Source organism: Janthinobacterium sp. GW460-12-1-14-LB5 (assembly GCF_059423585.1).
The window spans coordinates 213,089-226,588 of the sequence record NZ_JBWKYD010000007.1 but is presented as its reverse complement, the minus strand read 5'-3'; the positions used below and the strand labels follow the sequence as shown (position 1 = coordinate 226,588).

At 66.6% G+C, this 13,500-nt stretch carries 11 protein-coding genes; 1 reads left to right on the top strand and 10 read right to left on the bottom strand.

The genetic code is table 11. The features are described from left to right. Positions 1–64 precede the first annotated feature (64 nt). From AC07X6_RS09605 to AC07X6_RS09575, 7 genes are all read right to left on the bottom strand, one after another. Positions 65–1,807, bottom strand: a complete 1,743-nt coding sequence (locus AC07X6_RS09605; protein ID WP_494790805.1) for an ABC transporter ATP-binding protein — start codon at positions 1,805–1,807, stop codon at positions 65–67. Then, positions 1,804–3,540 carry an ABC transporter ATP-binding protein gene (locus AC07X6_RS09600; RefSeq protein ID WP_494790804.1) on the bottom strand — a complete coding sequence of 579 codons (1,737 nt, stop codon included), beginning with the start codon at positions 3,538–3,540 and terminating at the stop codon, positions 1,804–1,806. The genes AC07X6_RS09605 and AC07X6_RS09600 overlap by 4 nt, the downstream gene beginning before the upstream one ends. Continuing rightward, positions 3,537–4,322: an ABC transporter ATP-binding protein gene (locus AC07X6_RS09595; protein ID WP_494790803.1), complete on the bottom strand. Its 786-nt coding sequence runs from the start codon at positions 4,320–4,322 to the stop codon at positions 3,537–3,539. Before AC07X6_RS09595 ends, AC07X6_RS09600 begins: the two co-directional genes overlap by 4 nt. Further along, a complete protein-coding gene (locus tag AC07X6_RS09590) occupies positions 4,319–5,356 on the bottom strand; it encodes a FecCD family ABC transporter permease (protein WP_230541017.1) in 1,038 nt (345 codons plus the stop codon). Before AC07X6_RS09590 ends, AC07X6_RS09595 begins: the two co-directional genes overlap by 4 nt. Before the next feature lie 29 nt (positions 5,357–5,385). Continuing rightward, positions 5,386–6,510: an ABC transporter substrate-binding protein gene (locus AC07X6_RS09585; protein ID WP_494790802.1), complete on the bottom strand. Its 1,125-nt coding sequence runs from the start codon at positions 6,508–6,510 to the stop codon at positions 5,386–5,388. A 4-nt stretch (positions 6,511–6,514) separates the two neighbouring features. Beyond that, on the bottom strand, positions 6,515–8,674 hold the full coding sequence (locus AC07X6_RS09580; protein WP_494790801.1) for a TonB-dependent siderophore receptor: 2,160 nt from the start codon (positions 8,672–8,674) through the stop codon (positions 6,515–6,517). Positions 8,675–8,966: 292 nt separating this feature from the next. After that, the gene (locus tag AC07X6_RS09575) at positions 8,967–9,827 is read right to left on the bottom strand and encodes a helix-turn-helix domain-containing protein (RefSeq protein ID WP_230540775.1); all 861 of its coding nucleotides are present in this window, start codon (positions 9,825–9,827) and stop codon (positions 8,967–8,969) included. Between the two features lie 152 nt (positions 9,828–9,979). On the opposite strand from AC07X6_RS09575, the gene AC07X6_RS09570 reads away from it, so the two are divergent. Next, the gene (locus tag AC07X6_RS09570) at positions 9,980–10,306 is read left to right on the top strand and encodes a tetratricopeptide repeat protein (RefSeq protein WP_494790800.1); all 327 of its coding nucleotides are present in this window, start codon (positions 9,980–9,982) and stop codon (positions 10,304–10,306) included. Positions 10,307–10,313: 7 nt separating this feature from the next. On the opposite strand, the gene bla is transcribed toward AC07X6_RS09570, so the two are convergent. From bla to AC07X6_RS09555, 3 genes are read right to left on the bottom strand one after another with little or no spacing between them, the layout of a single operon-like run. After that, positions 10,314–11,276, bottom strand: coding sequence for a subclass B3 metallo-beta-lactamase (gene bla, locus AC07X6_RS09565; RefSeq protein ID WP_494790799.1), 963 nt, complete (start codon positions 11,274–11,276; stop codon positions 10,314–10,316). A gap of 58 nt (positions 11,277–11,334) precedes the next feature. Next, positions 11,335–13,092 (bottom strand): M56 family metallopeptidase, encoded by a 1,758-nt coding sequence (locus AC07X6_RS09560; protein WP_494790798.1) that lies wholly within the window; start codon positions 13,090–13,092, stop codon positions 11,335–11,337. Then, positions 13,089–13,481: a BlaI/MecI/CopY family transcriptional regulator gene (locus AC07X6_RS09555; RefSeq protein ID WP_077402930.1), complete on the bottom strand. Its 393-nt coding sequence runs from the start codon at positions 13,479–13,481 to the stop codon at positions 13,089–13,091. Before AC07X6_RS09555 ends, AC07X6_RS09560 begins: the two co-directional genes overlap by 4 nt. Between the last annotated feature and the right edge of the window lie 19 nt (positions 13,482–13,500).

Here is a 13,500-nt window from a genome sequence, read left to right as displayed (position 1 = left end):
TCCTGAAAGAGAATTAAATGCAAATGAATTGCATTATAAATGATAATTCACTCTCAATAAAGACCTACCCCTCCAAGTGCCATCCCGGTGCCTGGCCCGCCTGGCGCTGCATGCCGCTGTACACGCCGCCCTGCCGCAGCAATTGCGCATGCGTGCCCCGTTCGACGATGCGCCCTGTCTGCATCACCAGGATCTGGTCGGCCTGAGCGGCAATCGCCAGCCGGTGCGTGGCGACCACCACGGCATGGGCGCGCGCCAGGCCGGCCAGGGTGGCGATGGCGCGCCGTTCGCTGATGGCGTCTAGCGCCGACAGCGGTTCGTCGAACAGCATCAAGGGCGCGGGTTTCAACAACGCGCGGGCGAACGCCAGCCGCTGGCGCTCCCCACCCGACAAGGCCCAGCCGCCTTCGCCCACCACCGTGTCCAGGCCCTGCGGCATGGACTGCGCCAGCGATGCCAGGCCAGCCGCCGACAGGGCCGCCAGCAGATCCTGCGCCTGGACCTGCCGGCCCAGGCTCAGATTGTCGCGCAAGCTGGCCGGCAGCAGCCAGGCATGCTGGAACATCGGTGTTGCCAGTTGGGCCAGCGCGGCGTCGTCATTGGTCCGCATATCGACGCCGCTGGCCAGCAGCACGCCGCTGTCGGGATCCATCTGACGGCACAGCAATTGCAGCAAGGTCGTCTTGCCCGAGCCGGAGGCGCCCGCCAGCACCGTCAGGGAGCGCGGAGCAATCTCCAGCGAGACGGCATCGACGATGGGGCGTCCGTCGCGCCGCACGCAGACATGGCGCGCTTCGACGGCTGGCGCGCCATGTTCCGGCACACGGCCGGGCAACGCCAGCACGGGCAACTCCCGCTCCGCCAGCACGCCATCAAACTGGCGCAGGGTGTGGGCCACCTGTTGCAGGGCGGCGCCCGTGTGCACGACGGCGGCCATCGCTTCGGCCAGCACGGTGGCGACGATCAATGTCGCCAGCAGCGCCGGCACATCCAGTGCGCCGGCCAACACCTGGCGCAAGCCGACGGCCAGCAAGAGTGCATATGCCAGCTGCGCCGCCACGGTAAAACCGAGGGCGGCGGGGAACAGCAAATGCTGGGAACGCCGTTCCGCCTGGCGCTGTTCCATCAGCGACCGTTCCAGCATGGCGCTGCCCAGCTCGGACCGGCCCGTGGCGCGCAGCACGGGTTGCGCCGCGACATATTCCAGCACGCGTCCATTCGCTTCGGCGCTGCTGGCCGCCAGCGCCGTCTCGGCCCGGCTGCCACAGGCCAGCGCCCAGCGATACACGAATAACAAGGGTGGCATGGCCAGCAGCAGCACCGCACCAAGGCGCCAGTCGACGGCCAGCCAGAGCAGTCCTAGCACCAGCGGCGCCAGCACGGCATCAAACAGGGGCTGCAGCAGGTGCGCGGGCGCGCCCATCACGGCCATCACGCCGCCAGAGGCCAGCTGGCGCATATCGCCGGCGCGGCGCGGCGTGCACCAGGCCAGCGGCAGGCGCACGATTTTATCGGCCAGCCGCCGGTGCAGCGCATGCGCGCAGTGGGCACCGGCAGCATAGCCTTGCAATCGAGTGACATGGCGCAGCGCGGCGCTGGCCGCTGCCAGCAGCAGGAACAGTAGCAGCCATGCACCTTGCGCTTGCCCCGGCTGCGGCGCCAGCCAGGCGCGCAGCAGCGGCAGCAGCATGCACAGGGCCAGCGCACCGAGGATACTGTTGGCCGCCATCAGCGCCAGCGCAAGGCGCAACTTGCCGGCGGCCGCGCCATCAAGCAGGCGCAACAGCAAACGCACGGTGGCGATCATGCTGTCACCTCGCCAACCCGGCTTTGCGCCTCCCATAGGGCCGCATACGCGCCCCGCGCGGCCAGCAGCTGCGCATGCGTGCCCAGCTCACGCAGGCGTCCGCCATCGAGCAAGGCGATCTGGTCAGCCTGCACGATGGTGCGCAGCCGGTGCGCCACCACCAGCACCGTGCGTCCCGCCAGCAAGGCCGACAAGCCAGCCTGCACCAGCGCTTCCGACTCGGGGTCGAGGGCCGCCATCGCCTCGTCCAGCACGACGATACGCGGATCTGCCAGCAGGGTGCGGGCGATCGCCAGGCGCTGCGCCTCGCCGCCCGACAGCGCCAGGCCTTCGCCCAGCAAGGTGTCATACCCTTGCGGCAAGGCCGTGATGCGGTCATGGATGTGCGCGGCGCGCGCCGCCGCTTCCACCTGGGCGTCGCTGGCCTCCGGCCGCCCCAGGCGGATGTTGTCGCGCGCGGACAGGCGCAGCACTTGCGTGTGCTGCAAGACAAACCCCACACGCGCATACAGCACGGCGGGATCGATCTGGCGCACGTCGACGCCGCCGATGCGCACGGCGCCGCCCGTCGCGTCCCACAGGCGCGGCAACAGCATGGCCAGGGTCGACTTGCCGCCGCCCGACGGCCCCACCAGGGCTGTCACGCTGCCCGCAGGCAGGCATAAATCGATGCCGTGCAAGACGTCGGCGCCGCCCGGGTAGGCGAACCGCAGCTGTTCAAAACGCACATCGTCGCCAGCAGGCAGCAACGGCGTCTGCGCCTGCGGCATCGGCGCCTCGGCCAGCAAGGCGCCGATCCTGCGCGCCGCCGCCAAACCTCCCTTCAAGTCATCGGCGCCGTGCCCCAGCGCGGCCACGGGCGCGCACAAGGCCATGCCCAGCAAGGCAAACGGCAGCATCTGCGCGGGTGCCATCGCCCCCGTTTGCGCACCCAGCCAGGCGCCACTCACGACAAAAGCCAGCACGACGGGCGGCGACAGCAGCACATCGACCAGCGCGCCCATGCCGCCCCAGCGCCGCACCCAGGCCAAAAACTGCCGCGCATGGCGCGCCGCCACGGCTTGGAAGCGTGCTTGCGGCAGTGTCTCCTGCGCATACGTCTTGAAGACGGCCATGCCCTGCACCAGTTCCACCATCGCAGCGGCCAGTGCGCCGCCAGTGCGCTGCAACTGCGCCTGTCCCGCACGGAAGGCTGGCGCGACCATGCCCCGGTAGCGCCACCAGGCCAGGGCTGGCGCGACCAGGGTGACGGCCGTCATGCGCCAGTCCGTCTGCAGCAGCCAGGCCAGGCATGCCACGGGCGCGACGACCACGGCGGCCAGGTCGGACGGCGCATGCGCCACCAGGCGGTGCAGCGCCGCCACATCACGCTGCACGATTTCGTTGACCCTGGCCGCATTGCTGCCCGCGTACCAGCCCAGCGGCACTCTGGACAACTGGCGCGCCAGCCGCAGACGCAACTGGCACTGCAAATCCGCATCGGCCAGGTGCGTCAGGTGCAGGCCCAGCGCCGTCGCCAGTTGGCGCAGGCACAGCGCAGCCAGTGCCAGCCACAGCATATTCCAGGCATGGCCGGCATCGGCATCCGGTGCCAACAACAAGGCGCCCAGTTGCGCCATGGCGATGTACGGCAGTACGCCGCACAGGGCGGCCAGCGCCTGCAGCGCGCCAGCGCCCAGCAAGCGGCCCCGCACGGGCGCCAGCAAGGCCGATAAATCGCGCCAGTCGCTCACAATGTTCCCTCCACGCAGACGACGGCAGCCGTATCGAGCTGGCGTACCGTGGCCCGTACCCGGTAGACGCGCGCGATCAGGGCGGCGTCAATCACGGCATGCGGCGCGCCCGACGCCGCCAGCACGCCATCGTGCAGCACCATCACCTGATCGGCACAGCCCAGCGCCAGGTTGATGTCGTGCAGGACGATGACGGTAATCAAACTATGTTCGCGCGTGGCGCGCCGTATCGCCTCGATCACCTGGAACTGGTGATACAGGTCCAGCGCGCTGGTGGGCTCGTCCAGCAGCAGCACCCTCGGCTGGCGCACCAGCGCCTGGGCCAGGCCCACCAGTTGGCGCTGGCCGCCCGACAGCGCCTCGACCTGGCGACTGGCCAGGGGCAGCAAGTCGAGACGCGCCAGCACGGCCTCCACCCTGGCCACGGCGGCCGCATCGACCTTGGCGCCCAGCCAGCCTTCGCTGCGCCCCGCCATCGCGGCGCTGAGCACAGCCTCGAACACGCCCAGCCGCGTGCGCGAGGGCAGGCTTTGCGGCAGGTACACCATGCTCTGCGCGCGCCGGGCCTGCGGCCCGCAGGCCAGGTCCACGCCATCGAGCAGCACGGCGCCCTGCATCGATTGCAAGCCGGCGATGCCGCGCAACAGGGTCGACTTGCCGGCCCCGTTCGGGCCGATCAGGGCAGTCACGCTGCCCAGCAGCAAAGGCGGCAGGCTGACGCCACGCAGCACGTCGCGCCGTCCATACGCCACGCAGGCATTGCGCACCAGCAGGCCGCTCATGCCGCACCTCCCCGCTGGCGCATGACGATGAGCATGAAAAACGGGATGCCGACCAGCGCCGTGACGATGCCGACGGGGATCAGCACGCCGTCGATCAGCGTCTTGCTGCAAATCGAGGCCAGCGACAGGATCAGCGCGCCGGCCAGCGCGGACGCGGGCAACAGCAGGCGGTGGTCCTCGCCCACCAGCAGGCGCGCGATATGCGGCGCCACCAGGCCGATGAAACCGATGGTGCCGACAAAGGACACGGCCAGCGCCGACAGCAGGCTGATACGCAGCAGGGACAGCATGCGCAAGCGGCGCACATCGACGCCGAAGCTGCGCGCGCGGTCCTCGCCCATGGTCAGCGCCGTCATGGCCCAGCTGTCGCGCACGGCCCATGGCGCGATCACGGCCAGCGCCGCGGCCAGGATGGCGATCTTGTCCCACGAAGAGCGCGACAGGCTGCCCATGGTCCAGAACACCAGCTGCTGCAAGCTGTCCTGGCTGGCGACAAACTGCAGCAGCGCCACCAGCGCATTGAAGGCAAACACCAGCGCAATGCCGAACAGCACCAGGCTTTCCACGCCGAAGCCGCGCCAGCGCGTCAGCAGGTGCAGCAGGCCGACGGACGCAAACGCGAACAGGAAGGCATTCGCCGACACCACGTACTGGGGCGGCACCCCGGGCAAGCTCCAGTTCAGGACGATGGCCAGCGCGGCGCCGAACGAGGCGGCGGCCGACACGCCGAGGGTGAACGGGCTGGCCAGCGGATTGACGAGGATAGTCTGCATCTCGGCGCCCGCCAGCGCCAGCGCGGCGCCCACCAGCACGGCCATCAGCGCATATGGCAGGCGCACGTCCCACACGATGACCTGCTCCATGCGCGGCACGCCATCGGGCTGCAGCAGCACCTGGAACAGGCGGGACATGCCCATGCCGGACGGCCCCGTGGCGATGTCTATCGCCAGCGAGACGGCCAGCGCGCACAGCAGCGCGCCCACCAGCAGGACGCGGCGCACATGGCGCTGGCGGTACGCCCTGCCCGCCGCCATGGCAGGCAGCGCCTGTGTCAGCACGGCGCTCACGGCTGCAGGTCCACGAACAATACGCCCGTGGCGGGAATCGGCATGAAACGGTGATACATTTCCAGGCGCGTGCGGACCGGGTCCAGGTCCGCAAACAGCTGCGGATGCAGCCACTTGGCCAGCGCCTGCACGGCCACCAGGTGTTCGGGCGAGTCATAGAACACATGCCACAGACCGTGCGCACGCCTGCCGTTCTTTTCGCGCACGGCGCTCAGCTGGGCCGTTTCCGTGCGCGAAGCCACGGCACGCAGGCTGCCGCGCGCCTGCGCCAAGGTGGCCTGGTAACCGAGGGTCACGCCCCCCTGCCCGCTGGCGAACACGCCCGTCGCCACATACACGTCGGGATCGCGCGACAGGATGTATTCCGGGTTCAGGGTACCGATGGGACCGGGGATCTTGCCGGCGCCGATATTCTCGCCACCGGCCAGGGCAATCATCTCGCCGAAATTGCCCGTGCCGGGAGAACCGCAACAGCCCTGCAAGCCCGCCAGCATGTCGACGAAGATGCTGGGACGGCGAAAGCCCGGCCTGGCCTGCGCCGCTTGCACGGCGCGCGCGACTTTACCCACCTGCTCTTCGTAAAAGGCGATGAAGGCGGCGGCCTGCGCCTGGCGGTCCAGCGCCTTGCCCATCAGGCGCATGCTGGGCACGGTATTGGCCAGCGGATGGTTGCTGAAGTCGACAAAGATCACGGGCACGCCGGCCGCTTCCAGCTGGCGCACGGCATCACTGCCCGGCGCGGGGCCGTGGCCGCCCGACAGGGCCAGGATGGCCAGGTCGGGCCGCAAGGACAGGGCTTTTTCCACGCTAAAACTGTCGGCCGAGGTGGCGCCCACCAGGGGCACCCGCTCCGCTTGCGGGAAGACCTTGCGGTAGGCCGCGTAGCCCTGCACATCGAGATGACGGAAATCGCCCTGCCAACCCGCCAGGCGGGCAAAGGGATTTTTTCCTTCCAGCATGGACAAGGTGTAGATCAGGCGGCCTTCACCCAGCACGATGCGCCGCACCTGGCCGGGTACGTTCACCGTGCGTCCCGCCAGGTCGGTGACGGTGACGGCTTCAACTGACAAACTGATGCAGAACAACAGCGCGGCGGCCAGCACGGATACAATTTTTCTCATGGCATCACCACGCATGCTTGACGGTCAGGAGCAAGCGGCGCGCATCGCCCGTGCTGCAATTGCTCGATGAACAACTATCGTAGTAATGCTTGTTGCTCAGATTCGTCACGTTCAGCGCCAGCTGCGTGCCCCGCAGGGATGGCGACAGCCGCAGCAGATCCAGGTCCAGCGCCAGGTCCGTCAGCAGGTAGGACGGCACGTCGATACGGTTGGCGGAGTCGGCCTTGTTGGCGCCCGTGTAGCGCAAGCCCAGGCCGATGCCCAGTCCCGCCAGCGGGCCTTGCACCAGTTTGTACTTGCCCCATACGCTGGCCATGGTTTCGGGCATGCCGACGGGGCGCTTGCCCACTTCATTGACGTTATTGCTTTTACTCACTTCCAGGCGGTTCCACGTGACGTTGGCCGCCACGTTGAAATTGCGCGTGAGATTGGCCAGCGCATCGAGTTCCACGCCATGCGATTTGATTTCGCCCGTCTGCAAACGGTTCAGCGAGTTGTTCGGGTCCAGGGTCTGCACGTTTTCCTGGCGCAGGTCAAACACGGAGGCCGTGAAAAATCCGTCGAAACCGGGCGGCTGGTATTTCACGCCCACTTCCGCCTGCTTGCCCTTGGTGGGGTCGTAGGATTTGCCATAGAAATCGTTGCCCAGCACGGGGTTGAACGAGGTCATCAGGCTGACGTAAGGTGCCAGGCCATTCTCGGCCAGATACACGGCGCCCGCCTTCCACGTCAGCGCATCATCCTTTTGCGACGGCGGCGTGACGCCGTCCAGCTGGTCGCGCGTGGACGTGTCCGACCAATCCTTGCGCACGCCCGCGCTGAGCACCCATTGCCGCGCCAGCTTGATCTGTTGCTGCGCGTACAGGCCGTACTGGTCCGAGCTTTGCACGGTGCTGGCATAGCGCTCGGGCGTGGGCAGCATATGGCCCAGATAGACGGGCTGATACATATCAATCTCGGCGCCGGCCGGACCGCCATTGAGCAAATAATCCTCTTTCGTGTGGCGGTAGTCGAGGCCCACCAGGGTTTCGAATTCGGCGCCGCCGCTGCGCCAACGGGCCTTGGCATTGTTATCCAGCGACCAGCTCTCGCCATCGATATCGAAGAAATAGGGCGTGCGGCGCAAAGTGCGCTGGTCGGCCAGCAGGCGGCCCTGGATGGTTTCCGTGATCAGGTTGACCCGCCCGTAGCGGGCCTTGGAATGGACGCTCCACACGTCGTCGATGCGGTGCTCCAGCAGATAGGCCAGCGAATACTGCACGCGGTGATTGTCCAGGCCCTTTTCATTGAGCATCTGGTTGTAGGGAAGGCGGCCATGGCGGTTCGGCAACAGGGTGCCCTGGATGGGCGCCACCACGGCGGGCGGACCGAACTTGTCGCGCGTGTAGTCGGCCAGCAAGGTAAGGCTGGTGGCCGCGCCGGGACGCCAGCTCAGGGCGGGCGCGATATACACCTTGTCGTCCGGCACGCCTGTGAATTGCGAATCGCTATCGCGCAGCAAGCCCGTCATGCGGTAAGCCCAGTCGCTGCCCTCGCCCACGGGGCCACTCACATCGCCCTGCACCTGCTTGCGGTGGAAGTTGCCCGTCTGCAGTTGCAATTCCCGGTAGGGCTGGAACAGCGGCTGTTTGCTGATCTGATTGACGATGCCGCCCGGCGAATTCTGGCCATACAGCACGGAACTGGGTCCCCGTAACACTTCCACCGCTTCCAGGCCATACGGCTCAACCTTGGGCCAGGCTTGCACGGTGGTGCCGCGCAAGCCGTCGCGCAGCATGCCGTTGCTGCCCACGTCGAAGCCGCGGATCTTGACGTTATCGAAACGATCATAACGCTGCGAAGCGGCCATCGACGGGCTGGCCAGCACGCCGGCCGAGTAACGCAGCGCCTCGCCGACAGACTGGATGCCCTGCGCATCCATCTGGTCGCGCGTGATGACGGAAACGGAGGCGGGCGTTTCGATCAGCGCCGTATCGGTCTTGCTCGATGTCGTGCTTTGCGTGGCGATTTTCAGGCGCTGCGCTTCGATCGTCACGCCTTGCATGGCTTGCGGCGCATCAGGTGCTGCAGCGGCATAGGCGGCGCGGCAAGCCAGGACCAGCACGAGAGGAAGGGGAACGGCGCGCACAAGGCGCGGCAAACGGTGGGGCTGCGAACGTGACATACGGTAAATCCTTCCAGGCTTTAAATGAGAATGAATATCATTCATCATAGAATCCGGAAGCTCCGCTTGCTTTCGTTATCGGGCCTTCGCCTTACGAAAGACGGAAAAGATGCAGCCGGCTAAGTAATCCTCGGGAAATTAGTGTGAATTTATAACGAACAGAACCGGATGCTATGCAAGGCGCTCGCTGCGACGCAGTGCGGGCACTGCCAGCAGTGAGCAAGCCTCGTCGGCCACCTTGCAGAGCGCTGGTTATGGCAGTCAGAAATCACAATAATTTATTGGGGGTTACTTAGGCGCGCGCCAGCTGGCTGGGCGGCATGCCGAAACGCTGGCGAAACAAGGTGGAGAAATGCGGAATGGCATAGCCGACAAAGCACGCCACCTGCGTCACCGTATAGCCGCCCGCGCTGAGCATGCGATAGGCTTCCTGCAGACGGTAATCCTGTACGTACTCGAACACGCTGACGCCAAACAGCTGGCGAAAGCCGGCCGTCAGCTTCTTCACGTTCAAGCCGCTTAATCTGGCTATTTCCGGCAACCCCAGCGGCTGCTGGAAATGCTGCTCGGCCAGCTCGCGCGCCTGCTGCAGGCGCTCGATTTCGAAGGCGCTCAAATCGGCGCCGCCAGCGCCGCCCCGCGCCCGTCCCAGTACCCGGTCGCTGGCCACGGCCGCCATCTCCAGCGCCTTGCCCGCCATGTACATGTCGCGCACGGCGCCGTCGAAGGGGCACATCAGGATCTGCGTGGCGATGGCCCGCAGGGCCGGCGTGAGCGCCTGGCGCATCACCAGCACGCCATCACGGTGCAGCTGCTGGCCGCCCGTGACGGCCAGACGCTCCAGGTCGAAGCCGCTGCGCTGCGCATGGCCCGCGTCGAGTCCCACTTTCACGTAGCGCTGCAAGGTATTCGCCGCAAAGCGGTCGCAGCCTTCGTGGCGGCCCCGCGCCAGCACCAGGTAGACGCCCGCATCGGTGATGGCAAACGGCGCACGGCCATCCACGCTGCCGCTCAACTTGCCGTTCAGCGAGACGATGACTTGCAAACCCTCGAACACGGGCGTATTGACGGTGATGGGAGTGGGCGACAGCACGGAACCGGCCGACAAGGTCAGTTCGGAAGACAGTTGCCGCGTCCAGGCAGTCGATACCACGCCATACCCCATATGAGAATAATTCTCATTTATAATATCATAATGCGGCGCGGGTGGAACAGCGCCCGCAAGAGAATGGCATGCCGGCTTGTTTCTTGCACGCCCAAGCGCTAATATGCAAGAATTAACTTGCATATTGAGGTGAGGCGAAAATGCTGCGTGAACAACTTGAAAAACTGCTGGCGCAGGGGCGCGACAACGCCCTGCTGCGCTTTGGCCTGGGCGATGCTTGCCTGAAAGACCATGACGCCGAGCAAGCGGCCCTGCACCTGGCGCAAGCCACCGCGCAGCAGCCCGGCTATTCCGCCGCCTGGAAACTGCTGGGCAAGGCCTTGCACCAGTTGGGACGGCTGGATGAAGCCGAGTCTGCCTGGACCACGGGCGTGACGGTGGCCCAGCAGCAAGGCGACTTGCAAGCCGTCAAGGAAATGACGGTATTCCTGAAACGCCTGCAAAAACAGCGGCAGGCGGCAGAGTAAAAACGGCTTAGTGCGCGTGCGCCGCGCCCTTCGCGTCAAGAGGCAAGGCGACGTCCCGTTCCTTCGCCAGGCGCTTGGCCAGCAAGCCGCCCGCTTCGGCCGCATAGGCGCGGCAGGCGCTGGCGTCGATCAGGGGATTGCTCGTGGCGCTGCGCCTGGCCGCCTTGCCCAGCACGTCCGTCGTGCCCGGATGCACGGGAATGATGATGTCGCATGGCAAGGCGGCCACCTTGGCGATGCTCGCTTCGAACGAAGCCGAAATATCTGGCGAACCTCCCTTGCCCTTGCCTTTGCCCGTATAGCGGAAATCGCCGCTCGCATACGGGTTCAGGCTGTCCGCATACACCACGTCCAGGCAGCGCTGGCCTTCGCACGAGGTCCACGTCCATGTCGTGCCGCCGGGCGTGTGGCCCGGCGTCATGTGGGCCGTCAAGGTCAACGGTCCAACCTTGACGGTATCGCCCTCGCCCACCAGGCTGACCTTGCGCACCTTGGCCACATGCACGACGGGATTGGCCTGGTATTGCGGGTCATCCTTGCCATTCGTGCCGCTTTGCAGCACGGGGGCGGCCGCTGCGCTGGCCATCACGGTGGCGCCGCTGGCCCGTTGCAGCGCGGCGATGCCGCCCGCATGGTCCCAATGGGCGTGCGAATTGAGGATATATTTCACATCCTCGATGCGAAAGCCCAGCGCCTTGATATTGTCGATGATCAAGGGCGCCGATTGCGGCAGCGCGCCGTCGAGCAGGATATGGCCCTGCGGGCTCGTCACCAGCACGGCGGACAAGCCCGCCGTGCCCACATACCAGCTATTGCCATAGATATTGAACGGCTTGACGGGCGCGTTCCATTCCTTGCAATTGTCGCAATTAACCGGTTTATCCTGCACCGGCGCGGGGGTCTTCGCCTGCACCGTGCCTGCCGCCATGGTCGCAACCGTAGCCAGCATCAACTTCGCCAATAGTGTCATCTTCATCTCCAGAGTGTAAAAAAGATGGGCGCCCGCACTGGCGCGCCCGGGGGGGGTATCAATGCATGCGGCCTGGGCTCCCGGCCAGGGTGTCGCGGATGTGTCCGGCGTCTAGCGAGCGCCGCTGCGCGCCGTCGGCGTCGAGCAGCACTACGGTGACGTGCTTGCCGCCGCTGCGCATGCGCATGGTCAGGCAGCTGCCCGCCGCGTGGCTGCTGCCCGTCTTGGACAATAAAATGTCCCAGCCCTTGCCGCCGACGAGCGGGTTGGTGTTGTGCAAGGTGCGGACCTTGCCATTGACGGCCACGCTCACTTGCGGGTGGCTGGTGATGCGCGCAATGTCCGGATAGCGCGCGGCCGCCGCGACGATTCTGGCCACCTCGCTGGCCGTCGACGTATTCGCGGGCGAACTGCCGACGGGGTCCGTCAGGTTGGTGCGGCGCAAGCCCAGGTGGCGGATCTTCGCCTGCAAGGCTTGCTGAAAAGCCGCGTTGCCGCCGGGATAAGTGCGCGCCAGCGCGGCGGCGGCGCGGTTTTCGGATGGCAGCAGCGCCAGTTGCAACAGCGCGCCGCGCGACACGGCCACGCCGTCGGCCAGCAGGCTGTGGCGCTGCAAGGACGCATCGCCATCGGCGCGCACGATGCGCAGCTGTTCGTCCGGGTCAAGGCCCGCATCGAGCACCACCATGGCCGTCATCAGCTTGGTGATCGAGGCGATGGGCACGACGGCGTCCGCGTCTTTCGCCATCAGCACCTGGCCCGTGCTGTCGTCAAATACCAGCATGTGTTTCGCGCTGACGGGCAAGTCCAGCATGGCGAAGGCAGCGTCGGCCAGCATCGTCCCGTTGACGGCGGGCTTGCCCTGCACCTGCAGCAGCAGGGTGGCGCAGGCCAGCAGCAAGGCGGGCACGGCCAGTTTCCAGCCGGCCGTATCAAGCCCGGGCGCCATCAGCCGTTCGATGCGCGTCAGCAGCGCCCCGCCCCGGGCCGACATCAGCAAGCCGGCATGTTGCGGCGCGGCAGCGTGCAGGGACAAGGCATGCAGCGCCGTGGCCAGTTGCTGCGGGTCTTGCAGCGCTTGCGCAGCCAGCGCATCGGCCACCTGCTCCCGTTCGGCCCGCATGCGCGCCGACAGCCACCAGACGATAGGGTGAAAAAACAGCAGCGCCTCGGCCACGCTTTGCAGCAGGTTGACCAGGTAATCCCAGCGCCGCACGTGGGCCAGTTCATGCGCCAGCAAGGCTTCGAGCAAGGCGACGGGCATGCCGCTCAGCAAGGCGGCCGGCAGCAGGATGACGGGGCGCCAAAATCCCACCGTGACGGGGCTGGACAATCCCCCGTGCAGCTTCAGCGGCACTTTCCGACTGCCATCCAAGCCCATGCGCTGCGCCAGCGCATCGAGGCGCGCCTGCCAGATGGCGGGCGCGGCCACTGCCTGGCGGCGCAGCTTGCCGACCCAGGCCAGGCCCAGGCACAGGCGCAAGCTCATCAGGGCGACACCGGCGCTCCAGGCCAGCACCAGAGCCGGCATCCACGCTTGCAGCGCGGCGCGCCAGGCGGGCGGCGCGGCCACCGGCAGCCGGGCCGGCGATGTGCCCGACAGCAGGGACAGCAGGTGCACAAAAGGAATACACACACACAGCAGCAGCGCCAGCGCGCAGACGGCATAGCGCCAGCGCGCGCTGGCGTGGCGCAGCAGCCAGAGCAGCACGGCGGACACGGCGCCGACGACCAAGCCCTGCCAGACAAAATACAGCAAGACCCAGCCCAGCGCAGGAACAAGGTTGCCCAACTCTATGCCCAAGTCCAGGTTCATGGCTGTTTGCCATCCTTGCTGCGCAAGATCTTTTCAATTTCCAGGCGTTCCGCGTCGCTCACGTGCTCGCGCAGCGCCGTCAGCACGAGCGCCTTGCCGGAACCGGAAAACACCTTGCCGATCAAGTCCTTGAGCAGACTCGTCTGTAACTTTTCCTGCGCCTCGACGGCCGCATACAGCTGCGGCCGCTGGCTTTCATCGCGGCTCAGCAAGCCCTTGCCATGCATCAATTGCAACTGGCGCAGCACGGTGGCGTAGCTGGCGTCGGCACGCTCGGCGGCCAGGGCGTCGTACACGGCGCGCGCGTCGGACGGACCGCGCTGCCAGAGGATGCGCAGCAGATCCAGTTCGGCGGCCGTGGGATGGGGAGTGGAGGTATTTTTTAACATTCCGCTAGAATACCAATTC